We start from the raw sequence: 24724 nt of genomic DNA on the forward strand, positions 1-24724 counted from the left end.
GAGGAGGTTCCCGCTTCGCTTTTGGAGGCCAGGATTATTTTTTGGAGCGTTTTCCCAGGTAGCGCAGATACCAGCGCAGGCTTTCCAGCGGACGCCCCTGGCGGTACATGAAGCGTGAGTGCATGCGCAGTTCCTTGGTGTTGCGCGGTTCCGTGTCCAGCGGCATATCGGCCCACGGCGAGATATCGAGATAGTTGCGGAACAGGTCGCAGGCCTGGTGGCGGCTCCAGGCGGCCCAGGGTTTCACCGCGCCGGCAAAATGAACGAAAACCGCTTTGCCGACCGGCTTGAGCGCAAACTTGTTGACGTTCAGGTCATGGATGAGGTCATACAGGTAGTTCCACTTGGGCGAGACGTAACGGGCACGGCCGTTGAGCACGATGTTCAAGGCGTCCTGATCGTTGAAGCGCATGTCGGTCTTGCTGGTCAGCAGCGTGTCCAGCGTCTTGGCCGTGATGTCTTCCGCCAGCCATTTCTCGATATTGATGAGGAATACGCCGCCGTTGAAGTATTCGTTATGAGAAAGTCCCAACGCGGCGACGCGGCGTTGCAGTGTGACGGGCGCATCCGGTACCACCACGGCGATATCGCCGGAGATGTCCATGTCGATCATCTCGTCCATCTTGTTGAAGCACAGGATGTCCGCATCCAGGTAGAGCACTCGGCCGGTTACGCCGCGCAGCACGGTGGGAATCACCAGGCGCGTGAAGATCGACAGCGAATAATGCGAATGACCGAGGAAATGCGAGAACTGGGTAAAAGAAGCAAGGTCCAGCAGATGCAGTTCGGTCTTGACGCGGTACATCTGTTCCAACTGCTTCAGGCGCCGCTGGTGGTCGTTGGATACTTCGAAGGCCAGTACATGGAAAGTGAAGTGCTGTCCCGGATTGTTGGCGATGATGGAGGCGATGGTGCCGCCCATGGCGCGGAAATAATTATTGTCCACGCAGAACGCAATGTGGAACGAAGGCTTGCCGTTTTCGGGCTGGGCCATGATTTCTTGTGTTGTTGGAACCTTCATCGGATCGCTTCCAATACATGTTCGACGGAGACCGCTTTGACCCAGTCGCGGCGGTGCGGGGCTGTGATGACCGTGCTGTTGGCGCGGTCGATCGGCACCCATTCGGGATTTTTCTGGCGCATCAGGGCGACGACGGGGACATGCACGGCATTGGCGAGGTGCATCACGGCGGTTTCCACAGAGACGATCAGGTCGCAGCGTTCCAGGATGGCCGGTAGTTGGAAGAAGTTTTCTTCCGCGCTGAACAGTTCGGTACGCGGCAGGCCATAGCGGCCGATGACTTCGTGCGCGTTCGCCAGTTCCTGCGGCACGGCATTGACGATGAAGCAGGCATCTTGCCATCCGGCGCGCTTTTGCATGGCTCGGATCAGTTCGGCCACATGCTCCAGCGGCCAGCAGCGTTTTTTGGTCTTGGCATAGGGATTGATGAATACCAGCTTGCCGGGACGCGGGGCGAAGCGCCATTCCGCCAGCCGTTTTTCGGCGTACTGCCGCCATTGCTGCGGAATGTCAACGAAAGGAAAGCGCGCCTGCGCATCTACCTCAAGTCCGCTCAGTTGGCGGAACCAGTGCGCATAGACATCGCTGATATGGTGCTCCGGCCCGGCCGCGCGGTAGGGCGGCATGGCCGCATCCAGCTTGTGGTAGGCCAGCAGGTGGTGCGGCTCGAAGAACCGGACCTTCCTGGTCATGCCTATCACCAGTCCGTCAGGGCTGATCTTGCGTGCCAGTCCGGCATACAGGTGCGGACGGAGCGTGGCCAGCGATACCACGATGGGATAGTTCTCGCGGCGCGCTTCTTCTATTGATTCGCGGTACAGCGCCGGGCTGTAGGTCTGGTTGTAGACCTTGGCGAAGAAGGGGCAGGCCGCGGTCCAGTCGTACAGCGAGTACTTTTTCAGGTGCGGCCATTGCGCGGCGTCGTCGGTGCGCCGGACTTCATCCACCCACAAGTGGACTTTCAGTTGCGGATTCTGCTCGGCAAAGGCCTTGAAGAAATTCTGTAGATAGGTGAAGTCGCCCAGCGCCAGGTGGGCGATGAAGAGGACCTTGTCCGATTTTTTCAGCAGGTCCGCTGGGATCAGTGTGGTTTGCATTCCGGTTCGCTGGTCAGGCTTGTTTTTGTTGGGAGAACTGCAGGCGGTACAGGTTGGCGTAGACGCCTTCCTTAGCCAGCAGCGCCTGATGGTTGCCGATCTCGGCGATCCGGCCGTGCGCCAGCACGACGATGCGGTCAGCGCGTTCGATGGTGGACAGGCGGTGTGCGATCACAAAGGTGGTGCGGCCCTGCATCAGGCGATCCAGAGCGGCTTGAACAGCACGTTCGGATTCGGTGTCCAGCGCAGAGGTGGCTTCGTCCAGGATGAGGATGGGGGCGTCCTTGTAGATCGCACGGGCGATCGCCACACGCTGGCGCTGTCCGCCCGACAGGCGCGATCCGTTGTCGCCGATGCGCGTCTGCAGCCCTTCGGGCAAGCCCTGCACGACATCGGAGAGGTGCGCGGCTTCCACTGCGGCGGCGATGCGTGCCGGGTCCGGCGCGTGTTCGCCATAGGCGATGTTGGCGGCCAGGGTATCGTCGAACAGTACGGTATTCTGGCTGACCATGGCGATCTGGCGACGCAGGCTGAGCAGCGAAATCGATTCGATGGGGCGGCCGTCCAGCAGTATCTCCCCCTGCGAGGCGGAGTAAAAACCGGGGATCAGGCCAACCAGGGTCGATTTGCCGCCGCCCGACATGCCGACGAAAGCGATGGTCTCTCCGGCCTGCACGTTCAGGTTGATGCCTTGCAGTGCCGGCTGTTCCTGGCCAGGATAGGCGAAGCCGACATCCACGAAATCAAGATAGCCCTGGGCACGCGTTTCCAGGGCTTCGCCATTGCTGCGTTCGATATCCTTGTCGATCAGCTTGTAGACTTCTTCAGCTGCCGCCATGCCGCGTTGCAACGGTCCGTTGACCTCGGCCAGTTGCTTGAGCGGGGTGAGCAGCATGAGCATGGCGGTGATGAAGGAAACAAAGCCGCCGACAGTGATTTGCCCATTGCCCGACTGCACCAGCGCCATCACGATGACGATGGCCACCGCGCAGGCCGTCATCAGTTGCGTGATTGGCACGGTGGACGAAAATGCCGCCGTCATGCGCATGGTGTAGCGGCGCAGGTTCTCAGCGCGCTCATGGAAGCGGCTTTTCTCGTAGTTCTGGCCACCGAAGATCTTGATGACTTGCTGGGCGCGGGTGGTTTCCTCAATGACTTGGGTCAGCTCGGCATTGACCGCCAGCGAGTCGCGGTTGAGTTTCTTCAGGCGTTTGCCGGTACTGCGCACGACAATGGTCACCAGGGGCAGCAGCACCAGCGTGACGATGGTCAGCGCCCAGTTCAGGTACAGCAGCCAGGCCAGCAGGCCTACTACTGTCAAGGCGGAGCGGACGATGGAGGTAAATACCTTGGTCACCATGTCGATGATCTGCTGCACCTCGAACATCATGGAGTTGATAACCTTGCCTACGGTGTTGGTAGCGTAGAAATGTATCGGCAGATCCAGCATGCGAGAAAACATCTGGCGCCGTAATTCGTTGAGGATACGGGTCGAGACCCAGGTCATCATGTACGAACTGGTAAAAGTGGCGATGCCGCGGATGAAGAAAATGCCGATGACAGCGGCAGGCACCAGCCACAGCGAGAATGCCGGCTTCCCGACAAATCCCTTGTCCAGTAAAACCTGGAAGATATAGGGCACCACGGGCTCCGTGGCGGCCGTGACGATCATCCCGATAAAGGCCAAAGCCAGCCGCCCCCTGTAAGGCCAGTGCAGGGCGGCTAGACGTTTCATGTTGGAAGGCAACATCCTTGTTCCTCGCTTGCTGCGATTGAGCGGTCTAATGGGAGTGGATTCAGGAGGCAGATGCCGTACCGGCCTGCGCCGTGCGCATTTGCGCCCATAGCGCGGCCGTCATGAACGCCAGGATCATGACGCCATTGTTATGCGTCATGAACGCTTGTGTCAGGCCGAAGGCGATATAGCTCAGCATCAGCATGAGGCCGGCCAGCGCGTACCTGCGCTCTTGCGGGCCGTCGCGCAAATGGCGGGCGAACAGTGCCAGCGGCGTGCCGTACAGGATCAACAAAACCAGCAAGCCAGGGATGCCGCGTTTGACAAGCGCATCCAGATATTCGTTGTGTAGGTGGGTGTGCTCCAGCACGATCGGCGCGGCCAGGCCTTGCTCCACGAGTTCAGCCTTGCGTTTCATCATGCCTTCCTTGCCCCATCCGAGCGCCAAACGTTCCGGAGCGATCAACACGCCGACACGCCACATTTCCAGACGGGCGCCAACCGACGTGTCGGCAGTTTTTGTGTCGTTCTTTTGGGCGTAAGCCTGCCCTTCGGTAACTGCCTGTTCGATCCGGTTCTTGATGCCGGTTTGCGGAATCATCCACAACGCGGCGATGACGACCACGCCCGCGGCGATAAGGTTGCGAACCATGGCGCCGTTGCCATCCCTGATCAGCATGATCAAGGCCGGCAATACGCATACCGGAGCGGCAATCCAGCTCCCCCGGCTGCCGCTGATGAACGATGCTGCCAACCCGCTTGCGGCGCCCACTATCAGCAACAAGATCCAGACTCCTGCGCGGCGTTGGTTTTTTGCCCAGGAAATGCCGCATGCGCAGGTGATGGCCAGAACCATCGCAATGTTGCCGTATTGAATCGGATTGGTGCTTCCGCCCGGCCGGTCGAGATGGAGGATCTTCAACTGCCAAATGCTTAGCAGCACCGCACCGATGCCGCCAACGGCCAGTCCTGCCCAGAAGGCGGCCGGTCGCGGAGGATAGGCCAGCAACAGCAACAGTGCCGGAATGGCAAGCAGGAAGCGCGAAGGTGGATCGTATTCGGCGCCGGGGGCGTGATGCATCAGGTTGATTGCACTATTGACCACAAAATAGAGAGCGAAGACCAGGATCAGTATCTTGTCTTCCGTGCCCAAGCTGAATCGTCTGGCGGAGCGTTTTATTAGATAAACGGAACCGGCCAGGAGCATCACGGCGCCCAGGGAGAACCCGCTGGGTACGACCAAAGCGAGCGCCGAGAATAGTAGGATCGCCAGGGATGTATAGAGGGACATGGGTGGTCGTCAGGAGAGCTGGGCCTGATGGGCCGTCTCTTCTATCTGTAAATTGAGGAAACCCAGCATTCTAATGCATGGGGCTATGCTTGGCCCCCGGTATCGCGCGGCAGGAGCCTGTCTATGGGGGGTCACATCAGAATAATGTCGTACTGCTCCTGCTGATAATCACTCTGCACCTGCAACGAAATCGGCTTGCCGATGAAATCCCCCAGCATCGCCAGATGCTGCGATTCCTCCTCCAGGAACATATCGACCACCACTTGTGAAGCCAGGATGCGGAATTCCTTCGGATTGAACTGCTTGGCTTCGCGCATCACTTCGCGCAGGATTTCGTAGCACACCGTGCGCGCGGTCTTGACCTGGCCGCGGCCCTTGCAGGCGGGGCAGGTCTCGCACAGGATGTGAGCCAGCGATTCGCGGGTGCGCTTGCGGGTCATTTCCACCAGGCCCAGCGTCGAGAAGCCCGAGACCGAGATCTTGGTGCGGTCGCGCTGCAATGCCTTGCCCAGTTCGGCCAGCACCGCGGTGCGGTGCTCCAGGCTTTCCATGTCGATGAAATCGAGGATGATGATGCCGCCCAGGTTGCGCAGGCGCAGTTGGCGGGCGATGGCGTGGGCCGCTTCCAGGTTGGTCTTGAAGATGGTGTCGTCGAAGTTGCGGCCGTTGACGAAGCTGCCGGTGTTGACGTCGATGGTGGTCATCGCCTCGGTCTGGTCGACGATCAGGTAGCCGCCCGACTTCAGGTCCACGCGCCTGCCCAGCGCGCGTTCGATTTCTTCTTCCACGCCGTACAAATCGAACAGCGGCCGTTCGCCGCGGTAGTGCGTGAGCTTGGTCAGTACCGACGGCGTATAGAGCGCGCCGAACTCTTGCAGCATGCGGAAGTTCTCGCGCGAGTCGACCTGGATGGTCGCGGTGTCGTCGTTGACGAAGTCGCGCAGCACGCGCTGGGCCAGGGACAGGTCCTGGTGCAGCAGCGCTGGCGCCGGATTGGTCTTGCTTTGCTTGACGATGGTGGCCCAGGTCTTGCGCAGGTACTCGACGTCCATTTGCAGGTCGGAGTCCGAGGCGTCCTCGGCCATGGTGCGGATGATGAAGCCGCCTTTTTCTTCCGGCGGCAGCAGCGCCTGCACCTTGCTGCGCAGCAGTTCGCGCTCGGCTTCGTTCTCGATGCGCTGGGAGATGCCGATGTGCTTGTCCTGCGGCAGGTAGACCAGCATGCGGCCGGCGATCGATATCTGCGTGGACAGCCGCGCGCCCTTGGTGCCGATCGGGTCCTTGATGACCTGCACGGTCACGGTCTGGCCGTCGTGCAGCAGTTTCTCGATCGGGATGGCAGGGGCGTTCTGGCCGTCGTGCGGGCGCGCTTCCCAGATGTCGGCCACGTGCAGGAAGGCGGCGCGTTCCAGGCCGATGTCGATGAAGGCCGATTGCATGCCGGGCAGCACGCGCACCACCTTGCCCAGGTAGATATTGCCAGCCAGGCCGCGCGAGAGCGTGCGTTCGATGTGCAGTTCCTGCACGGCGCCCTGCAGGATCAGCGCCACGCGCGTCTCCTGCGGGGTGATGTTGATCAGAATGTCTTCGCTCATAGGATACGAACGCCCGCTTTTTGTAATAGTTGCGCCGTCTCGAACAGCGGCAGGCCCATGATACCGGAATGGCTGCCGACGATATTGGAGATGAACATCGATGCCAGCCCCTGGATGCCGTAGGCGCCGGCCTTGTCGTAGGGTTCGAGCGTGCGGCAGTAGGCCTCGATCGCTTCGCTGCCGAGTTCGGCGAAGCTGACGTCGGACTGCTGGGTGATTTGCCAGATATCGGTTTCCACGCCCATGGTCAGCCCCACCGCGATGCTGGTCAGCACCTGGTGGGTGCGGCCGGACAGGCGGGTGATCATCTGCACCGCTTCGGCGTGGTCGGCCGGCTTGCCCAGGATCAGGCCGTCGATGACCACCGTGGTGTCGGCCGCGAGGATCGGACGGTGCGGCAACTGGCGCAGGATCATGGTGTGCTGCGCGCTGTTGAGCTTGTCGCGGGTGACGCGGGCGACATAGTCCTCCGGGCTCTCGTTGGTCAGCACGCTTTCATCGACTTCCTTCTCCGAGAGCAGCAATTCGAAATCGATGCCGATCTGGCGCAACAGCTCGCGGCGGCGCGGGCTCTTAGAGGCCAGGTAGATTTTTTTGTCCGCAGGTTTCATTCAGCCATACATACATGTCAGAAGCCGCCATTCGCAGCTCTTGCCGCAAACGGCAATGGTTGTAGACATCAGGCGCGGTGATACGGATGGTTCTGGGTAATCGACCACGCCCGGTACAGTTGTTCAGCCAGCATCACCCGCACCATGCCATGCGGCAGGGTCATGCTGGAAATGCGTATCAGCGTGTCGGCGCCGGCCTTGAAGCCGGGATCGAGCCCGTCGGCGCCGCCGATGACGAAGGCCACGTCGCGGCCGTCCTGCTGCCACTGTACCAACTGCTGAGACAGTTGCACCGAGGTCCAGTCGCGGCCGCGCTCGTCGAGGGCGATCACGCGCGCGCCCTTGGGCAGCGCCGCTTCGATCTTTTCGCGCTCCTGCGCCATCACGGTTTCGGCCGTGCGGCTGCCGGAGCGTTCGACGGGTTTGATTTCCTTCAACAGGATCCGGCATTCAGGCGGCATGCGCTTGGCATATTCCTGAAAGCCGGTTTCGATCCACGCCGGCATCTTGTGGCCGACGGCCGCGATGATCAACTGCATCGCGGTGCGGTTTAAGCCTTGGCGCGCTTGGCGGCAGGCTTCTTGGCGGTTGCGCTCTTGGCTGCGGCCACGCGCACGGTCTTGCCGGCCGGCGTCTTGGGCGCGGCGGTCTTGCTGCCGGCCTTGGCGGTGGTGCTGCGGGTAGTGGTGGTCTTGGGTGCGGTGGCCTTGGTGCCGGTGGTACGGGTAGTGCGTGTAGCCGTACCGGTAGTGCGCTTGGCCGTGGCGCCAGCAGCGGCGGTGGTCGCGCGCGGCTTGCGGGCGGGCTTCTTCGGCTCATCGTCGTCGTCCAGCGCCTGGCTGGCTTCGACGGCTTCAGCCTGGGCCTTGGTGCGGCGCAGCTTGGGCGCCGGCGCGTCGCCTGCTTCGGCCGCGATACGCTTGGCGGCGGCCGAGGTGCCGGTGCGCTTGGCCGCGCCCAGCTTGACTTCCTTGTCGCCCCAGATCTCTTCCAGGCGGTAATAGGCGCGGATGGCCGGCTGCATGATGTGGACGATCATGTCGCCCAGGTCGACCAGCACCCATTCGCCGGTGTCTTCGCCTTCGATGCTGACCACGTTGCCGCCCTTGGCCTTGACCTTGTCGCGCACCGACGAGGCGAGCGCCTTGGTCTGGCGGTTCGAGGTACCGGAGGCGACCGCCACGCGGTCGAACAGGCTGGTCAGGTGGGTGGTGTCGAAGATGCGGATTTCTTGCGCTTTCACGTCTTCCAGGGCGTCCACGACCAGGGTTTGCAGTTTTTTGATGTCCATTGATTAGCTTTGGTACAGATGTTGTTGTTGGATATAGTCTAGCACCCCCGCCGGTATCAGCGAATCGGGGCGCAGGCCTTGTTGCAGCTGTGCACGGATTTCGGTCGACGAGATGTCGACCGCCAGCCCGGAGGCCAGGTAGCCGTATCCGTGCGCGGTGCTGCGGATGTCTTGCGGGGCGCCGCGGCGATGTTGGAACTCTGCCATCACCGCCGGCGGCACATGGGCTTCGGCCAGGGCGAAGCCCGGGCGCGAAGCGGCGCATAAATGCGCGTAATCGAATAATTCCTTCCAGTGCTGCCAGGTATCCAGGTGCAGCAACTGGTCGGCCCCCATCAGGAAAACGATGGAAACATCGGGGCCAAGCTCCGCGCGCAGCGCGCGCAGGGTGTCGATGGTGTAGGTGGCGCTGGCGCGGCGGATCTCCTGCTCGTCGATCACCACCGGCACCTGCTGCGTATCGAACGCGCGCCGCACCATTTCCACCCGGTCGGCGGGAGAGGCCTGCAAGCCATGCTTCTGCCAGGGGTTGCCGGTGGGAATCACGCGCAGCTCGTCCGGCCGCAGCAGTTGCACGAAATGCTCGGCCAGCAGGACATGGCCGTTATGCACCGGATCGAAGCTGCCGCCCAGCACGGCGACGCATCGTCCTGCGGTTTGCCCGGCCATTACAGCCATTCCTTGTGCACCAGGAAGTCCGAGTACAGCCGCGCCTCGGCGCTGCCGGGTTCAGGGTGCCAGTCGTAGCGCCATTTCACCAGCGGCGGCATCGACATCAGAATCGATTCGGTGCGCCCGCCCGACTGCAGGCCGAACAGCGTGCCGCGGTCGAACACCAGGTTGAACTCCACATAGCGGCCGCGGCGATAGGCCTGGAAGTCGCGTTCGCGCTCGCCGTAGGGTATGTCGCGGCGCGCCTGCAGGATGGGCAGGTAGGCGTCCAGGAAGGCGTCGCCCACGCTGCGCTGCATGGCGAAGGCCTGCTCGAAGGGCAGGGCGTTGAAGTCGTCGAAGAAGATGCCGCCCACGCCGCGCGGTTCCTTGCGGTGTTTCAGGTAGAAATACTCGTCGCACCACTTCTTGAAGCGCGGATACAGGTCGGCGCCGAAGGGTTGCAGGGCGTCGCGGCAGGTGCGGTGGAAATGCGCGGCGTCTTCGGCGAAGCCGTAATAGGGCGTCAGGTCCATGCCGCCGCCGAACCACCAGACCGGTTCCTCGCCCTCGGCGTGGGTAGTGAAGAAGCGCACGTTCATGTGCACCGTCGGGATGTACGGGTTGCGCGGATGCAGCACCAGCGACACGCCCATCGCCTCCCAGTCACGCCCGGCGATGTGCGGGCGGTTGGCCGCAGCCGTTGGCGGCAGGTTCTTGCCCATCACGTGCGAAAAGCCCACCCCGCCACGTTCCAGCACATTGCCTTCTTCCAGCAGGCGCGAGGTGCCGCCGCCGCCTTCCGGACGTTGCCAGGAATCGGAAAGGAAAGGCTTGCCGTCCGCCTGTTCGAGGGCGGTGACGATGCGGTGTTGCAAATCCTGCAGGTAGGCCTTGACGGAGGAGGTAGCGCTTTGTGCGTTGGGGGAGGTGGTCACGGCGTGTCGCTCTGGGGCACGTAATGAGTTCTAAACCCCGAGATTGTACCTTGCCGGGCCTTCGCCGGGGCCAGCAAAAGAAAAGCCCGGCCTTGGCCGGGCTGGTTTTGACTGATCAGGCTCAAGCCTGCGGCACCGTGACCTGGTAGGTCGCCGGCGCCGGCCAGCCTTGCTTGATGCAGACCTCGGCGACGGCGTTCTGCACATCGTTGTAGACCTGGCCGAAGCTGGGCGTGGGCGCATGGATGCGCAGCGCCAGCAGCGTGCCGGTGGCGTTGAACTCCAGGATCACGACGGACGGCGCCGGCGTCTCCAGCACGTTGGGGATGGCCTGGATGCGCTCCATCAGGCGCGCGATGGCCTCCTGCGGGTCGACGCCATAGGCAATCTGGCAACGCAGGTCGGTGCGGCGGGTGGCGTTGACGTTGTAGTTGATGATGTTTTCGGAGAACAGCTTGTTGTTGCCGATGATCACGCGCAGGTTGTTGTCGGTGGTGATGATGGTGGTCACCAGCCCGATATCGGCCACGGTGCCGGTCTGGCCGGCGGCGGTGATGTAGTCGCCGACCTTGAACGGGCGCAGCACCACCAGGAAGATGCCGGCCGCGAAGTTGGCCAGCAGGCCCGACCAGGCCACGCCCAGCGCCACGCCGACCGCGCCGATCATGGCGGCGAACGAGGTGGTGGGGATGCCGCACACTTCCAGGATGCCCATCACCAGCAGGATGCGCAGGATCACATGGGTGGCCGAGACCGCGTAGTTGACCAGCGTCGCTTCGAACTGGCGGGCGGTGAGGATGCGCCGCACGACCTTCGCCAGGGTGTTGACGACCATGCCGCCGATGACCCAGATGGCGATGGCGGCGATGACCTTCAGGCCGAAAGGCACCAGGTAGAGGTTGATCAGCGTGTCGAGATTGAGGAGATGTTGTTGCATGCTCTGTGCTTTCCTTGTTTTTGGTCTTGGGAGGAGGCCGGCCGTTCCGGTGCTTGCCGTAATGGCAATGGCAGGATGGCCTGCGCAAGCTGCTTAGTCCGTCGCGATGCGCGTTTGTTGCAGTACAACAGCGATTTTATGCGATACGGCGGGCCAAAAAGAAGATTCCCCCGCAAAACGGCATGTCTTGCGGGGGAATGTTCATTACGCCGGTCAGGCCGGCAAACTCAATGCTTTCAGCGTTTCAGCGCGCGCCAGCCGATGTCGCGGCGCATCTGCGAGCCTTCGAAGTGGATCAGGTCGGCCGCCGCATAGGCATGCTTCTGGGCAACCTTGACGCTGTCGCCCAGGCCCACCACGCACAGCACGCGGCCGCCCGAGGTGGTCAGGCGGTCGCCGGTCAGGGTGGTGCCGGCGTGGAAGGTCACGCAATCCGGCGTTTCGGCAGGGATGTCGGTGATCAGGTCGCCGCTGCGAGGGGTGTCGGGATAGTTGTAGGCGGCCATCACCACGCCCAGCGCGGTACGGCGGTCCCATTCCAGTTCGACCTTGTCCAGCGTGCCGGAGACGGCATGCTCGAACACCGTCAGCAGGTCGGTCTTCAGGCGCGCCATGATCGGCTGGGTTTCCGGGTCGCCCATGCGGCAGTTGAATTCCAGCGTTTTCGGGTTGCCTTCGTCGTCGATCATCAGGCCGGCGTACAGGAAGCCGGAGAACGGGATGCCGTCCTTGGCCATGCCCTGCACGGTCGGGATGATGATCTCGCGCATCACGCGCGCATGCAGCGCCGGGGTGACGATGGGGGCGGGCGAGTAGGCGCCCATGCCGCCGGTGTTGGGGCCCTGGTCGTTGTCCTGCAGGCGCTTGTGGTCCTGGCTGGTGGCCAGCGGCAGGATGTTCTTGCCGTCCACCATGACGATGAAGGAAGCTTCCTCGCCGGCCAGGAATTCCTCGATCACCACGCGCGCGCCGGCGTCGCCCAGCTTGTTGTCGGACAGCATCATGTCCACCGCCGAATGCGCCTCTTCCAGCGTCATGGCGACCACCACGCCCTTGCCGGCGGCCAGGCCGTCGGCCTTGATCACGATCGGCGCGCCCTTTTGCGCGATGTAGTCGTGCGCCGCCTTGACGTCCGAGAAGGTCTGGTATTCGGCGGTCGGGATCGCGTGGCGCTTCATGAAGGCCTTGGCGAAGTCCTTCGAGCTTTCCAGCTGGGCTGCTTCCTTGGTGGGGCCGAAGATCTTCAGGCCGCGCGAGCGGAACACGTTGACGATGCCGGCCGCCAGCGGAGCTTCCGGGCCGACCACGGTCAGCGCGACGCCTTCCTGTTCCACGAAATCGGCCAGCGCGGCCGGATCGGTGATGGCGATGTTTTGCAGGCGTTCGTCCAGCGCGGTGCCGCCGTTGCCGGGGGCGACGTAGACGGTCTGGATGCGCGGCGACTTGGCAATGGCCCAGGCCAGGGCGTGTTCACGGCCACCGGAGCCGACGACGAGGATTTTCATGTGGATTCGCTTATTGAGTGTGGCGGATTATTCTTCAATGACAGCGTTGGTATAGAGCTCCTGGGTATCGTCCAGGTTCTCCAGCGCGTCCAGCAATTTCTGCATCTTGACGCCGTCTTCGCCGGAGAACACGGTCTCGGTCGACGGCTTCATGGTGATTTCAGCCACTTCGGCCTTGAAGCCGGCGGCTTCCATCGCGGCCTTGACGGCGGAGAAGTCGTTGGGGGCGGTCAGCACTTCGATGCCGCCTTCCTCGTCGGTGACCACGTCTTCGGCGCCGGCTTCCAGCGCCGCTTCCATCACGGCGCTCTCGTCGGTGCCGGGGGCGTACATCAACTGGCCGCAATGCTTGAACAGGAAGGCCACCGAGCCTTCGGTGCCCATGTTGCCGCCGAACTTGGAGAAGGCGTGGCGCACTTCTGCCACGGTGCGCACACGGTTGTCGGTCATGCAATCGACGATGATGGCCGCGCCGTTGATACCGTAGCCCTCGTAGCGCACTTCCTCGTAGTTGACGCCGTCCAGGGCGCCGGTGCCGCGCTGGATGGCGCGGGTCACGTTGTCCTTGGGCATGTTGGCGTCGGAGGCGCGGTCCACCGCCAGGCGCAGGCGCGGATTGGCATCCGGGTCGCCGCCGCCCATGCGGGCGGCCACGGTGATTTCCTTGATCAGTCGGGTCCAGATACGGCCGCGCTTTTCGTCCTGGCGGCCTTTACGGTGTTGGATATTGGCCCATTTGCTGTGTCCAGCCATGTTGGTCTTTCTTGCGAGATAAGTAATGCCAGAACGCATCTGCGCCCATGCAGGGAACATTTCCGGGGCGGGTTCTGACTATAATCGGGCCAGAATTTTACCATATCGGCATGCCCCGATTTTTGCCCTGAAAGCCTCCAGACCATGACCAATCCGCTTCCCATCGCACAGAACGCCGCCCAGCAACTGAGCCTGCTGCCGCAACTGGCCAACCGCCACGGCTGCATCACCGGCGCCACCGGCACCGGCAAGACCGTGACGCTGCAGGTGATGGCGCAGGCGCTGTCGGATATCGGCGTGCCGGTGTTCATGGCCGACGTCAAGGGCGACCTGTCCGGCCTGGGCCGTGCCGGCAGCGCCTCGCCCAAGCTCAAGGAACGCCTGGCCCAGCTGGGCCTGCCCGAACCGTCCTGGGCCGCCGCCCCGGTGGCGTTCTGGGACGTCTACGGCGAGAAGGGCCATCCGGTGCGCGCCACCATCTCCGACATGGGGCCGCTGATGCTGGCGCGCATGCTGAACCTGAACGACACCCAGCAGGGTGTGCTCCAGCTCGTGTTCAAGATCGCCGACGACAACGGCCTGCTGCTGCTCGACACCAAGGACCTGCGCGCCATGCTGCAGCATGTGGGCGACCATGCGGCCGAGTTCAAGACCGAATACGGTAACATCTCGGCGGCCAGCATCGGCGCCATCCAGCGCGGGCTGATCGCCATCGACGAGCAGGGCGGCGACAAATTCTTCGGCGAACCGATGCTCAACATCGAAGACTGGATGCAGACCGACGCCAACGGCCGCGGCATCGTCAACATCCTGTGCGCCGACAAGCTGCTTAACGCGCCACGCCTGTATTCCACCTTCCTGCTGTGGATGCTGTCGGAACTGTTCGAACACCTGCCCGAAGTGGGCGACCTCGACAAGCCGAAGATGGCCTTCTTCTTCGACGAAGCCCACTTGCTGTTCGACGAGGCGCCCAAGCCGCTGCTGCAGAAGATCGAACAGGTGGTGCGCCTGATCCGCTCCAAGGGCGTGGGCGTGTACTTCGTCACCCAGAACCCGCTGGACATCCCCGACACCGTGCTGGGCCAGCTCGGCAACCGCGTGCAGCACGCCCTGCGCGCCTACACCCCGCGCGACCAGAAGGCGGTGCAGGCCGCGGCCGAGACCTTCCGCGCCAACCCCAGGCTGGATACGGCGCAAGCCATTACCGAACTGGCCGTGGGCGAGGCGCTGGTGTCTTTCCTCGATGAGAAGGGCCGTCCCAACGTGGTCGAGCGCGGCTACGTGCTGCCCCCGGCTTCGCAGATCGGCCCGGTGACGGACGACGAGCGGCGCGCGCTGATGGCGGCCTCGCTGGTGGCCGGCGTCTACGAACAGGCGATCGACCGCGAATCGGCCTACGAACGCCTCAAGGGCCGCGCCGCCCAGCAGCCGCCGGCGCCGGCACAGCAGCAGGCGCCGCAACCGGCCCCGGTCGACGACAACGCCTGGGGGGCCTCGGCCGGCCGCGCGCCGCAGCCGTCACAGCCGCAACAGCAGGAAGAGGGCGGCGGCCTGGGCGACCTGCTCAAGGATGCCGCCGGCGGCATTTTCGGCAGCGGCAACCGCCGCAGCGATTCGCCGCTGCAAGCGATGGTGAAGTCGGCCGCGCGCAGCATCGGCTCGCAGGTCGGGCGCGAGATCATCCGCGGCGTGTTGGGCTCGCTGCTGAAGAAACGCTGAGCGGCATTTTTTAGAACCTGCTCACGTTCTTGAACCGTCCCGGCGGCCATTTGCCGGACGGTTTACAATCGCGGCCATGACCGCCATCGCCATCGACCCTTCCCGCCGCCAGGCCTTCCTCGGCGGCTTGCTGCTCGCCATCGTCGGCGCCATTTTCTTTTCCGCCAAGGCCATCGTCGCCAAGCTGATGTACCGCTACCAGGTCGACGCCGTGATGGTGCTCACCTTGCGCATGGTCTTCGCCTTCCCCATGTTCCTCGCCGTGGCGATCTGGAAAGCCCGCAGCGAGCCGCCGCTGGCGCGCGCCGATTACCTGCGCATCACGGTGCTGGGGCTGCTGGGCTACTACCTGTCCAGCTTCCTCGACTTCCTCGGCCTGCAATACATCTCGGCAGGGCTGGAGCGCCTGATCCTGTTTCTGACGCCATCCTTCGTCATGCTGATCGCATTCGCCTTCTTCAAGCGCCGGGTCGGCTGGATCGAGTGGACGGCGCTGGCGGTGTCCTACTTCGGCACCGTGCTGGTACTGCTGCACGACCTCAACGCCGGCGGCAGCAATGTCATCCTCGGCAGCGTGCTGGTGCTGGCCTCGGCCTTCACCTACTCGATCTACCTGATCTCTTCCGGCGAGCTGGTGCGCCGCGTCGGCGCGATCCGGCTGGTGGCCTATGCGATGTGCGTGTCCACCGTCGCCTGCATGATCCAGTTCTTCGTCCTGCGCGCGCCTGCCGAGCTGTTCGCGCAGGCCGCCGGCGTCTACCAGCTTTCGCTGTTCAACGCGGTGTTCTGCACCGTGTTGCCGGTGTTCCTGACCATGGTCGCGGTGGCGCGCATCGGCGCCCCGACCGCGGCCCAGGCCGGGCTGGTGGGGCCGGTGTCGACGCTGTTCATGGGCGCGGCGCTGCTGGATGAGCCGATCACCGGCATCCAGCTGGTCGGCACGGCGCTGGTGCTGTCGGGCATCTGGCTGCTGTCGCGCAAGAAGGTTTGAACGTTCCCGCATTTCATCCGATCACAGCATCAGAACAAGGAGACTGACATGGCAAAAGCAATCCGCATCAACAAGACCGGAGGCCCCGAGGTGATGGAATACGTCGACGTCGAAGTCGGCGATCCCGGGCCGGGCGAGGTGCGCATCCGCCACGCGGCGGTCGGGCTGAACTTCATCGACGTCTATTTCCGCTCCGGCCTGTATCCGCAGCCGCTGCCCGCCGGCCTGGGGCAAGAGGCGGCCGGCACGATCGAAGCGGTCGGCCCCGGCGTCACCGATTTCAAGGCCGGCGACCGTGTGGCCTATGCCGGCCGCCCCAACGGCGCCTATGCCGAAGAACGGGTGATGCCGGCCGATATCCTGGTCAAGCTGCCGGACTCGATCGGCTTCGACACCGCCGCCGCCATGATGCTGCAAGGGATGACCGTGCAATACCTGCTGCGCCAGACCTACCAGGTCAAGGCCGGCGACACCATCCTGTTCCACGCCGCCGCCGGCGGCATCGGCCTGATCGCCTGCCAGTGGGCGCGCGCGCTGGGCGTGAACCTGATCGGCACCGTCAGCAGCGACGAGAAGGCGGCGCTGGCCAAGCAACATGGCGCGGCCCACGTGATCAACTACAAGACTGAAAACTTCGTCGAACGCGTCAAGGAAATCACCGGTGGCAAAGGCGTGCCGGTCGTCTACGACTCGATCGGCAAGGACACCTTCATCGGTTCGCTGGACTGCCTGCGCCCGCGCGGCATGATGGTCAGCTTCGGCAACGCTTCCGGTCCGGTCGCGCCGTTCGGCGTATCGGAACTGGCCTCGCGCGGCTCGCTCTTTCTGACCCGGCCGTCGCTGGGCAACTACGTCGCCACCCGCGCCGATCTCGACGCCACCGCCGGCGACCTGTTCGCGATGGTCGAAAGCAAGAAGATCGGCATCGAGATCAACCAGCGCTATGCGCTCAAGGATGTGGGCCAGGCGCATGCCGACCTGGAAGCGCGCAAGACCACCGGCTCGACCATCCTGATGCCCTGACCCGGCCGAGACACCTGGGAGTGAACGACATGAATGGTTTGCAGAATGACCCCGGACAGCGCAATCCGATGAAACACCCGCCGGAGCAGCCGGCGGGGGAGGAGGGGGCGCCCAAGTTCGGCCGCTTGCTGGTGGTGCTGATCCTGGCCGTGCTGCTGATCGTGGCGATCACCTTCGGCAGCGAAGCCTATTTTTCGTAATTTCGTCAGCGCCGCGAGCCGGCCTATCATTTGCCGCTTTTTGCGTCTTTGGCGTCCTTTGCGTCTTTTTCGACTTCGATCTTGATGTGCCGGGTCACCCCGCTGGGGCCGGGGAAGCCGGTGAACGCCGCGCGCACCATGTAGGGCATCACGGCGGCCAGGCCGCCGCGGCTGCCTTCGCTGTCGACCACCACGTCATACAGCGACTTGCCGTCGCCGGCGTTGGCGATGCCGATCTGCAGGCGGCGCAGGAACACCGGATAGCTGGTGGTCTGCATCGGGCCGCCGTACCAGAACGGATCGTAGAACGGCCCGTAGGGGCCGTAGAAGCCGTAAGGATGAGGGCCGAAACGGCCCCAGCCGGGCGGCGGGCCGTAGAAGAAGGGATCGTAGGCCGGGCGGGTCACCACCACCTGTTCGGTGTTCACGCCGTAGCGGAAGCTGACGGCGAGCTGGGCCGACTTCCTGTCGGCCGCTTCGGTGAAACCCAGGGCCTGCAATTGCTGGCCGATCAAGCGGGCATAGTTGCCGTATTCGAGATTGTTCTCCTGCTCCTTGTTGGGGGCGAATACATAGGATTTGCCGTTGGCGTCGGCCGGCCAGGCATGGAAGGCGGTCACATCGCTTTCGACCACGGAAGCGCAACCGGACAGCAGCAGGCCGGCGGCCGCGGCGAATAAAAAGAGCCAGCGTTTCATTGAATATCTCCAATCCTGTTCTTGCATCGACCAAGCTTCGACCCGCGATGATGCGTTTCGATCCCGGTCAGGCATACGCCTATTGTAGGATGGCGCCATCGCGCCAGGCGGCGTATATCCGAAAATGATTGGTAAAATCTGGCTTTGGCCCATCGCGGCCGGTTTTTTCCCATCTCATCTCCTTTCCCGGACAGGCTCCATGCGCACCGATACGCCACAGACGATCCACCGTAAAGACTACGCCGCCCCCAACTATCTGGTCGATACCGTTGAAATGGGATTCGACCTGGAACCCGCCGCCACCCGCGTGGCGACCCGCATTGCCATGCGCCGCAACCCGGCGGCGGCCGGCCGCGACATCGTCCTGTTCGGCGAAGAGCTGGAGCTGGTCGCGCTGCGCATGAACGGCAAGGCGCTGGCCAAGGGCGACTACCGCCTGGCCGGCCACGTGCTGACCATTCCCGCCGCGCCAGCCAAGGCGGTGCTGGAGATCGAGACGATCACCCACCCCGACCGCAATACCTCGCTGATGGGCTTGTACGTTTCCAACGGCAATTTCTTCACCCAGTGCGAAGCCGAGGGCTTCCGCAAGATCACCTTCTTCCCGGACCGCCCGGACGTGATGGCGAAGTACACCGTCATGTTGCGCGCCGACAAGAAGAAATATCCGGTGCTGCTGTCCAACGGCAACCTGGTCGAGCAGGGCGACCTGCCCGGTGGCCGCCACTACGCCAAGTGGGAAGACCCGTTCAAGAAGCCGTCCTACCTGTTCGCGCTGGTGGCCGGCGACCTGGTCTGCCAGGAAGAGACCTACAAGCTCAAGTCAGGCCGCCAGGCGCTGCTGCAGGTATGGGTGGAAGAGGGCAACCTCGACAAGACCCAGCATGCGATGGATTCGCTCAAGAACAGCATTGCCTGGGATGTCGAGCGCTTCGGCCTGGAGCTGGACCTGGACCGCTTCATGATCGTCGCCGTCGGCGACTTCAACATGGGCGCGATGGAAAACAAGGGCCTCAACATCTTCAACACCAAGTACGTGCTGGCCAACCCGCGCATCGCCACCGACATCGACTTCGCCAACATCGAAGCCGTGGTCGGCCACGAATACTTCCACAACTGGACCGGCAACCGCGTGACTTGCCGCGACTGGTTCCAGCTGTCGCTCAAGGAAGGCCTTACCGTCTTCCGCGACCAGGAGTTCTCGGCCGACATGATCGGCACCGACAGCGGCCGCGCCGTCAAGCGCATCGACGACGTGCGCGTGCTGCGCCAGGCGCAGTTCCCGGAAGACGCTGGCCCGATGGCGCACCCGGTGCGTCCCGACTCCTACGTCGAGATCAACAACTTCTACACCGTCACCATCTACGAAAAAGGCGCCGAAGTGGTGCGCATGTACCAGACCCTGTTGGGCCGCAAGGGCTTCCGCAAGGGCATGGACCTGTACTTCAAGCGCCATGACGGCCAGGCCGTGACCTGCGACGATTTCCGCGCCGCCATGGCCGACGCCAACAAGCGCGACCTGGGCCAGTTCGAACGCTGGTACAGCCAGTCCGGCACGCCGCAGGTCGACGCCAGCACGCGTTACGACGCCAAGCGCAAGACCCTGGAGCTGACGCTGCAGCAAAGCTGCCCGCCGACGCCCGGCCAGAAGAAGAAACTGCCGTTCCATATTCCCGTCGCGGTCGGCCTGCTGGACGCCAAGGGGCGCGACATCCCCCTGCGGCTCGAAGGCGAGGGCGCCGCCGCGGCGGCCGGCACCCGCGTGCTGGAGCTGACCGAGGCCAGGCAGACCTTCCGCTTCGTCGGCATCGATGCGGCGCCGGTGCCGTCGATCCTGCGCGGCTTCTCGGCGCCGGTGGTGCTGAAATACGAATACAGCGATGCCGAGCTGGCCTTCCTGATGGCGCATGACAGCGACCCCTTCAACCGCTGGGAAGCCGGACAGCGGCTGGCCATGCGTCGCCTGCTGAACCTGACGGTCGCGGTGCAGGCCGCGCGCCAGTCGGGCCATGTGGTGGCGGTCGATACCGTGCTCAACAACATCGAAAACGACGGCGCCCTGGCCGATGCCCTGCGCGCCACGCTCAACGACGCATCGCTCGACCCGGCCTTCCGCGAACTGGCGCTGACGTTGCCGTCGGAAACCATGATCGCCGAGCAGATGGAAGTGATCGACCCGCATGCCATCCACATCGCCCGCCAGTTCCTGCGCCGCTCGCTGGCGCGCGAGTTGCGCGGCGACCTGCTGGACGCCTATCGCGCCAACCAGACGCCCGGCGCCTACAGCCCGGACGCCGCATCGAGCGGCCGCCGCGCCCTCAAGAACGTGGCGCTGTCCTACCTGGCAGAACTGGACGATGACGAAGCGCTGGCACTGGCGCAGCGCCAGGACGCCGAGGCCAACAACATGACCGACCGCCTAGCCGCGTTGGCGGCGCTGCTCAACAGCACAGCCGGCGGCAACGGCGAAGCGCTGCAGCGTTTCTACCACGAATTCGAAGACGAGGCGTTGGTCATCGACAAGTGGTTCACGCTGCAGGCCACGGCGCGCCATGCCGACGTCAACACGGTGCGCTCGCTGGCCGGCCATCCGGCGTTCACGCTGAAGAACCCCAACCGCGCGCGCAGCCTGATCTTCAGCTTCTGCAACGGCAACCCGTCGGCGTTCCACGCGGCCGACGGCAACGGCTACACCTTCTGGGCCGAGCAGGTGATCGCGCTCAACGGCACCAACCCGCAGGTCGCCGCGCGCCTGGCGCGCAGCCTCGACCGCTGGCGCAAGTACACCCCGGCGCTGCAGGAAAAGATGCGCCTGGCGCTGCAGCAGGTGGCGTCCTCGCCCAACCTGTCGCGCGACGTGGCCGAAGTCGTCACCAAGGCGCTGGCGAACTAAGAATCTGTTTAATTTAAAAGGAAGACCACCATGAAACGCATCAGCCTTACGCAACACCTCATCGAGCAGCAGCGCCTGCACAACAAGATCCCCTCCGAACTGCGCCTGTTGATCGAAGTCGTCGGCCGCGCCTGCAAGTCGATTTCGCACGCCGTCGGCAAGGGCGCGCTGGGCGAAGTGCTGGGCAGCGCCGGCAGCGAGAACGTGCAGGGCGAAGTCCAGAAGAAGCTGGACGTGATCTCCAACGAGATCCTGCTGGAAGCCAACGAATGGGGCGGCCACCTGGCGGCCATGGCGTCCGAGGAAATGGAGACCATCCACCGCATTCCCAACCGCTATCCCAAGGGCGAATACCTGCTGATGTTCGATCCGCTGGACGGCTCCTCCAATATCGACGTCAACGTCTCCATCGGCACCATCTTCTCGGTGCTCAAGGCGCCGGACGGCATGACCGAGCCGAGCGAAAAGGACTTCATGCAGCCCGGCACCAGGCAGGTCGCCGCCGGCTACGCCGTGTACGGCCCTCAGACCGTGCTGGTGCTGACCACCGGCGACGGCGTGCACTGCTTCACGCTGGACCGCGAAATGGGCGCCTGGGTGCTCACGCAAAAGGATATCCAGATCCCGGCCGACACCAAGGAATTCGCCATCAACGCTTCCAACCAGCGCCACTGGTTCCCGCCGGTCAAGCGTTACGTCGACGAAATGCTGGCCGGCACCACCGGCCCGCGCGGCAAGGACTTCAACATGCGCTGGATCGCCTCGATGGTGGCTGACGTGCACCGCATCCTGAACCGCGGCGGCATCTTCATGTACCCGGCCGACGCCCGCGAACCGGAAAAGCCGGGCAAGCTGCGCCTGATGTACGAAGCCAACCCGATGGCCTTCATCGTCGAGCAGGCCGGCGGCGCCGCCACCGACGGCAAGCAGCGCATCCTCGACATCCAGCCGGAAAAGCTGCACCAGCGCGTGGCGGTGTTCCTGGGTTCGAAGAACGAAGTGGAGCGTGTGACTTCCTATCACAAGGAATAAGCGGAACAGGCTGAGTCGCCCGGGGGAATGCCCCCTCGTACACAATGGGAAACGGCGCCGTGCTTCACGCGGGTGCCGTTTTTTTATGCCTCGTGTCCGGGCAGCTGCCTGGCCGGCCGCACCTGGTTGCGCCCGCCGCGCTTGGCTTCATACAGCGCGGCATCGGCCTGGCCGACCAGTTCTTCGATCGGCGGGACATGCTGCCGGTCCGGCAGGATACTGTTGTAACCGGCGCTCACGGTGACTACGCCGGCAGGGTTGGCGCTGTGCGCGATGTTCAGCGCCTGGATGCCGGCGCGAATCCGTTCCGCCATCTGCGCCGCGCCGGTCTCGTCGGTGTTGGGCAGCAGCAGCAGCATTTCTTCGCCGCCGTAGCGTACTGCCAGGTCGCCCGGCCGGCGCTCCATCTCCTTGAGCATTTTCCCGACCCGGCGCAGGCATTCGTCGCCGGCCTGGTGGCCGTAGATGTCGTTGTATTGCTTGAAGAAGTCGACGTCGATCAGCACCAGCGACAACGGCCCGCCGCCGCGGGCGGCGCGCCGGTATTCCTTGGCCAGCGTATCGTCGAAATGGCGGCGGTTGGCCAGCCCGGTCAGGCCATCCTGGTGGGCCAGCATTTCCAGGGTACGGTTGAGTTCCTGCAGTTCGTTCTTGGCGGCCACGGCTTTGCGTTCGGCTTTCATGCGCAGTTCGATCTGCCCGATCAGGTGCCGGCCGAAAGTGGCGATGATGAACAGCAGCAGCAATACGCCCAGGCTGTAGACCATGATTTCCCGGTGCCAGTCGTCCAGCGCATCGTCTTCGGACAAGGCGACCATGGCCACCAGCGGATATTTGTCGAGCGCCTGGTAGCTCAACATCCTGCGTACGCCATCGATGCGCGATTTATAGGTGTGTACCCCGTTCGGAGCGGCCTGCAGCAATTGGCGGAACAGCAGGCTGTCGCTGAAGTCCCGGTTGATCAACTGCTCGTCGAAAGGTTGGCGCGTGAGCAAAGTCCCGTTGCGCAGCAGCAATCCTATCGCGCCGTTGAGGCCGACATCGAAGGTGCGGTAGAACCGGGTGAAGTAGTCCAGCTCTATCGTCGCCAGGGCGATGCCGGCAAAGCTGCCGTCGCGATGATTGATGCGCCTGGAAACCGGGATCACCCAGTGGTTGGTGCTGCGGCTGCGCAGTACGGCGCCGATCAGCACCGACGGTTCGTCGTGGTCGCGATGGTAGATGAAGTAGGCGCGGTCGCTGTTGTTGCCCTGCGGATGCGCATCGCCGGAGGAGTTGACGATCCATCGGCCCGTCTCGTCGCTGACCAGCAGGCCGTCCAGCGCCGGCATTTCTTCGGAAAGACGGCGCAGCAGCGGCGCCATTTCCGTCACCAGGGGACTGCCCATGCCCAGCATGGTGGCGCGGTCGACCACGTTGAGCAGCAGTCCATCGATGCCCTGGAAGGTGTCGTTGGCATGCTGCGCCAGCGCCTTGGCCATGTTGCCGGAAGCTATCCGGGCATTGTCCAGGTCGCTGCGCCGGGCATTCCAGCTTTGCCAGGCATACAGTACGGTAATGGCCGCGCAGGCCAGCACCACAAACAGCTTGGCGCGTCTGGATACGGGATGCATCGCCTCCTGGCGTTCTTCTGGCCGTACCGGTTGCATGCGAATACCCCTTGAAATCGGAACCGGCCGCCTGTCCCGTCTCCTTGGACGGCGGCCGTCAGAACTTGTTTGCGGCCGGCTCCGATGCGGTAGTCGTCCCGCTCAAGCCGCGCACAAGCTCTGCAGTCCAGTATAGATAGAAGGTTAAGGCCGCAGCCGGAAAAGTGAGGGGGAAAACCTGTTTAATTCGCAGGCCTGCGCATGAGCCGGATGCTGTGCACGGCGGTGAGTCCCACCGACATCCAGATCGGCACGTAGGTGCCCAGCTGGGCGGCGCCGAGCGATTCGCCCAGCACCGCCATGGCGACCAATACCAGCAGCACCGGCTCGACGTAGCCGAGGATGCCGAACAATCCCATCGGCAGCAATTTGCCGGCGCGCAAGTAGCCGGTCAGCGCCACCATGCTGATGATGCCCAGTCCGGGCAGCAGCAAGTACATCGCGGGTTCCCGCACGGCAAGCCCGGCCGAGCCGTTCAGCGCCAGGGCCAGGGCGGCCGCCGGCAGCAGCAGCAACAGCTCGATGGTGAACAGCAGCAGCGAATCAAGCTTGATGCGGCGGCGCAAGATGAAATACGGCGGATAGCCCAGCGCCACCAGCAGCGTGGGCCAGGAAAACGCGCGCGTCATCCATAGCTCGTGGGCCACGCCGGCCAGTGCGCACAGTACCGCCATGCGCTGCAGCATATCGAGGCGTTCGCCGTAATGGAAGCGTCCCACCAGCACCATCGCCAGCGGCAGCAGGAAATATCCCAGCGACACTTCCAGCGCGCGGCCGTTGACCGGAGCCCACAGGAACAGCCATTGCTGCACGCCCAGCATGGCTGCCATGGCCAGCAGCGACAGGGATTTGACGGGATCGCCGGCGATCTCGCCGCAGGCCGCCCGCAGTTGCGCGCCGTGGCGGCGCCAGGCGATCACGGCCAGCACCGCCACGGTGGTCCAGACGATGCGCCAGGCGAAGATGTCCAGGCCGTCGAGCGGCGCCAGCAGGCGGGTATAGCCGGAAAGGACGGCGAACAGCGCGGAGGCCAGCACGGACAGGCCGATGCCGCGGGCGGTTTCATGGTGATTCATACGATGCCAATCGGGTTG

General features: G+C 63.7%; 22 protein-coding genes. 6 read left to right on the top strand and 16 right to left on the bottom strand.

All coding sequences use genetic code 11. The features are described from left to right. Nucleotides 1-34: 34 nt before the first annotated feature. The 13 genes from J7548_RS15170 to J7548_RS15230 all read right to left on the bottom strand — a co-directional run bounded on the left by J7548_RS15170 (nucleotide 35) and on the right by J7548_RS15230 (nucleotide 13425). A complete protein-coding gene (locus J7548_RS15170; protein ID WP_290975737.1) occupies nucleotides 35-1021 on the bottom strand; it encodes a glycosyltransferase in 987 nt (328 codons plus the stop codon). Continuing rightward, nucleotides 1018-2118: a glycosyltransferase family 9 protein gene (locus J7548_RS15175; protein WP_290975740.1), complete on the bottom strand. Its 1101-nt coding sequence runs from the start codon at nucleotides 2116-2118 to the stop codon at nucleotides 1018-1020. The genes J7548_RS15170 and J7548_RS15175 overlap by 4 nt, the downstream gene beginning before the upstream one ends. A 13-nt stretch (nucleotides 2119-2131) precedes the next feature. Next, nucleotides 2132-3868, bottom strand: a complete 1737-nt coding sequence (msbA, locus tag J7548_RS15180) for a lipid A export permease/ATP-binding protein MsbA (protein WP_290975742.1) — start codon at nucleotides 3866-3868, stop codon at nucleotides 2132-2134. A gap of 46 nt (nucleotides 3869-3914) precedes the next feature. After that, entirely contained in the window at nucleotides 3915-5144 is a 1230-nt protein-coding gene (locus J7548_RS15185) for an O-antigen ligase family protein (protein WP_290975744.1), read from the bottom strand. Nucleotides 5145-5275: 131 nt separating this feature from the next. Next, nucleotides 5276-6739 (bottom strand): ribonuclease G, encoded by a 1464-nt coding sequence (rng, locus tag J7548_RS15190; RefSeq protein ID WP_290975746.1) that lies wholly within the window; start codon nucleotides 6737-6739, stop codon nucleotides 5276-5278. Next, a complete protein-coding gene (locus J7548_RS15195; protein ID WP_290975748.1) occupies nucleotides 6736-7350 on the bottom strand; it encodes a Maf family protein in 615 nt (204 codons plus the stop codon). The genes rng and J7548_RS15195 overlap by 4 nt, the downstream gene beginning before the upstream one ends. Before the next feature lie 68 nt (nucleotides 7351-7418). Beyond that, nucleotides 7419-7889 (bottom strand): 23S rRNA (pseudouridine(1915)-N(3))-methyltransferase RlmH, encoded by a 471-nt coding sequence (gene rlmH, locus J7548_RS15200; RefSeq protein ID WP_141911836.1) that lies wholly within the window; start codon nucleotides 7887-7889, stop codon nucleotides 7419-7421. Nucleotides 7890-7900: 11 nt separating this feature from the next. Beyond that, entirely contained in the window at nucleotides 7901-8641 is a 741-nt protein-coding gene (gene rsfS / locus J7548_RS15205; protein WP_290975752.1) for a ribosome silencing factor, read from the bottom strand. 3 nt (nucleotides 8642-8644) lie between these two features. Then, nucleotides 8645-9310: a nicotinate-nucleotide adenylyltransferase gene (locus J7548_RS15210; protein WP_290975754.1), complete on the bottom strand. Its 666-nt coding sequence runs from the start codon at nucleotides 9308-9310 to the stop codon at nucleotides 8645-8647. Beyond that, the gene (gene hemF / locus J7548_RS15215; RefSeq protein WP_290975755.1) at nucleotides 9310-10230 is read right to left on the bottom strand and encodes an oxygen-dependent coproporphyrinogen oxidase; all 921 of its coding nucleotides are present in this window, start codon (nucleotides 10228-10230) and stop codon (nucleotides 9310-9312) included. Before hemF ends, J7548_RS15210 begins: the two co-directional genes overlap by 1 nt. 121 nt (nucleotides 10231-10351) lie before the next feature. Further along, nucleotides 10352-11167, bottom strand: a complete 816-nt coding sequence (locus J7548_RS15220) for a mechanosensitive ion channel family protein (protein ID WP_290975757.1) — start codon at nucleotides 11165-11167, stop codon at nucleotides 10352-10354. A gap of 236 nt (nucleotides 11168-11403) precedes the next feature. After that, nucleotides 11404-12672, bottom strand: coding sequence for a phosphoribosylamine--glycine ligase (gene purD, locus J7548_RS15225; protein WP_290975759.1), 1269 nt, complete (start codon nucleotides 12670-12672; stop codon nucleotides 11404-11406). Nucleotides 12673-12699: 27 nt separating this feature from the next. Continuing rightward, nucleotides 12700-13425 (bottom strand): YebC/PmpR family DNA-binding transcriptional regulator, encoded by a 726-nt coding sequence (locus tag J7548_RS15230; RefSeq protein ID WP_290975761.1) that lies wholly within the window; start codon nucleotides 13423-13425, stop codon nucleotides 12700-12702. 144 nt (nucleotides 13426-13569) lie between these two features. Here J7548_RS15230 and J7548_RS15235 point away from each other — a divergent pair, with 144 nt between their 5' ends. From J7548_RS15235 to J7548_RS15250, 4 genes are all read left to right on the top strand, one after another. Then, nucleotides 13570-15144, top strand: coding sequence for a helicase HerA-like C-terminal domain-containing protein (locus J7548_RS15235; RefSeq protein ID WP_290975763.1), 1575 nt, complete (start codon nucleotides 13570-13572; stop codon nucleotides 15142-15144). 76 nt (nucleotides 15145-15220) lie between these two features. Then, nucleotides 15221-16135, top strand: coding sequence for a DMT family transporter (locus tag J7548_RS15240; RefSeq protein ID WP_290975765.1), 915 nt, complete (start codon nucleotides 15221-15223; stop codon nucleotides 16133-16135). Between the two features lie 48 nt (nucleotides 16136-16183). After that, a complete protein-coding gene (locus J7548_RS15245; protein WP_290975767.1) occupies nucleotides 16184-17158 on the top strand; it encodes a quinone oxidoreductase in 975 nt (324 codons plus the stop codon). Nucleotides 17159-17187: 29 nt separating this feature from the next. Further along, nucleotides 17188-17358 (top strand): hypothetical protein, encoded by a 171-nt coding sequence (locus tag J7548_RS15250; protein ID WP_290975769.1) that lies wholly within the window; start codon nucleotides 17188-17190, stop codon nucleotides 17356-17358. 26 nt (nucleotides 17359-17384) lie between these two features. Here the strand turns inward: J7548_RS15250 and J7548_RS15255 are convergent, their stop codons facing one another. Further along, nucleotides 17385-18056, bottom strand: a complete 672-nt coding sequence (locus J7548_RS15255) for a DUF4136 domain-containing protein (RefSeq protein ID WP_290975771.1) — start codon at nucleotides 18054-18056, stop codon at nucleotides 17385-17387. Between the two features lie 199 nt (nucleotides 18057-18255). On the opposite strand from J7548_RS15255, the gene pepN reads away from it, so the two are divergent. Together pepN and J7548_RS15265 are read left to right on the top strand one after the other, a co-directional pair. Beyond that, a complete protein-coding gene (gene pepN, locus J7548_RS15260; RefSeq protein ID WP_290975773.1) occupies nucleotides 18256-20949 on the top strand; it encodes an aminopeptidase N in 2694 nt (897 codons plus the stop codon). 30 nt (nucleotides 20950-20979) lie between these two features. Next, the gene (locus J7548_RS15265; protein WP_290975775.1) at nucleotides 20980-21981 is read left to right on the top strand and encodes a class 1 fructose-bisphosphatase; all 1002 of its coding nucleotides are present in this window, start codon (nucleotides 20980-20982) and stop codon (nucleotides 21979-21981) included. A gap of 83 nt (nucleotides 21982-22064) precedes the next feature. Here the strand turns inward: J7548_RS15265 and J7548_RS15270 are convergent, their stop codons facing one another. Further along, on the bottom strand, nucleotides 22065-23594 hold the full coding sequence (locus tag J7548_RS15270; RefSeq protein ID WP_290975778.1) for a sensor domain-containing diguanylate cyclase: 1530 nt from the start codon (nucleotides 23592-23594) through the stop codon (nucleotides 22065-22067). Between the two features lie 218 nt (nucleotides 23595-23812). Continuing rightward, complete coding sequence (gene rarD, locus J7548_RS15275; RefSeq protein ID WP_290975780.1) at nucleotides 23813-24706, bottom strand: EamA family transporter RarD; 894 nt, start codon at nucleotides 24704-24706, stop codon at nucleotides 23813-23815. Nucleotides 24707-24724 lie beyond the last annotated feature (18 nt).

Origin of the sequence: Herbaspirillum sp. (genome assembly GCF_017744395.1) — a bacterium.
Taxonomy (GTDB): domain Bacteria; phylum Pseudomonadota; class Gammaproteobacteria; order Burkholderiales; family Burkholderiaceae_D; genus Herbaspirillum.

What these genes read in the sequence shown, in the direction of transcription:
- J7548_RS15245 (WP_290975767.1), top strand. Translation starts at nt 16,184, where the DNA reads ATGGCAAAAGCAATCCGCATCAACAAGACCGGAGGCCCCGAGGTGATG.
- rarD (WP_290975780.1), bottom strand. Translation starts at nt 24,706, where the DNA reads ATGAATCACCATGAAACCGCCCGCGGCATCGGCCTGTCCGTGCTGGCC.
- J7548_RS15270 (WP_290975778.1), bottom strand. Translation starts at nt 23,594, where the DNA reads ATGCATCCCGTATCCAGACGCGCCAAGCTGTTTGTGGTGCTGGCCTGC.
- J7548_RS15240 (WP_290975765.1), top strand. Translation starts at nt 15,221, where the DNA reads ATGACCGCCATCGCCATCGACCCTTCCCGCCGCCAGGCCTTCCTCGGC.
- J7548_RS15250 (WP_290975769.1), top strand. Translation starts at nt 17,188, where the DNA reads ATGAATGGTTTGCAGAATGACCCCGGACAGCGCAATCCGATGAAACAC.
- J7548_RS15235 (WP_290975763.1), top strand. Translation starts at nt 13,570, where the DNA reads ATGACCAATCCGCTTCCCATCGCACAGAACGCCGCCCAGCAACTGAGC.
- J7548_RS15185 (WP_290975744.1), bottom strand. Translation starts at nt 5,144, where the DNA reads ATGTCCCTCTATACATCCCTGGCGATCCTACTATTCTCGGCGCTCGCT.
- J7548_RS15195 (WP_290975748.1), bottom strand. Translation starts at nt 7,350, where the DNA reads ATGAAACCTGCGGACAAAAAAATCTACCTGGCCTCTAAGAGCCCGCGC.
- rsfS (WP_290975752.1), bottom strand. Translation starts at nt 8,641, where the DNA reads ATGGACATCAAAAAACTGCAAACCCTGGTCGTGGACGCCCTGGAAGAC.
- J7548_RS15210 (WP_290975754.1), bottom strand. Translation starts at nt 9,310, where the DNA reads ATGGCCGGGCAAACCGCAGGACGATGCGTCGCCGTGCTGGGCGGCAGC.
- J7548_RS15230 (WP_290975761.1), bottom strand. Translation starts at nt 13,425, where the DNA reads ATGGCTGGACACAGCAAATGGGCCAATATCCAACACCGTAAAGGCCGC.
- J7548_RS15220 (WP_290975757.1), bottom strand. Translation starts at nt 11,167, where the DNA reads ATGCAACAACATCTCCTCAATCTCGACACGCTGATCAACCTCTACCTG.
- J7548_RS15170 (WP_290975737.1), bottom strand. Translation starts at nt 1,021, where the DNA reads ATGAAGGTTCCAACAACACAAGAAATCATGGCCCAGCCCGAAAACGGC.
- rng (WP_290975746.1), bottom strand. Translation starts at nt 6,739, where the DNA reads ATGAGCGAAGACATTCTGATCAACATCACCCCGCAGGAGACGCGCGTG.
- rlmH (WP_141911836.1), bottom strand. Translation starts at nt 7,889, where the DNA reads ATGCAGTTGATCATCGCGGCCGTCGGCCACAAGATGCCGGCGTGGATC.
- J7548_RS15255 (WP_290975771.1), bottom strand. Translation starts at nt 18,056, where the DNA reads ATGAAACGCTGGCTCTTTTTATTCGCCGCGGCCGCCGGCCTGCTGCTG.
- msbA (WP_290975742.1), bottom strand. Translation starts at nt 3,868, where the DNA reads ATGTTGCCTTCCAACATGAAACGTCTAGCCGCCCTGCACTGGCCTTAC.
- pepN (WP_290975773.1), top strand. Translation starts at nt 18,256, where the DNA reads ATGCGCACCGATACGCCACAGACGATCCACCGTAAAGACTACGCCGCC.
- purD (WP_290975759.1), bottom strand. Translation starts at nt 12,672, where the DNA reads ATGAAAATCCTCGTCGTCGGCTCCGGTGGCCGTGAACACGCCCTGGCC.
- J7548_RS15175 (WP_290975740.1), bottom strand. Translation starts at nt 2,118, where the DNA reads ATGCAAACCACACTGATCCCAGCGGACCTGCTGAAAAAATCGGACAAG.
- J7548_RS15265 (WP_290975775.1), top strand. Translation starts at nt 20,980, where the DNA reads ATGAAACGCATCAGCCTTACGCAACACCTCATCGAGCAGCAGCGCCTG.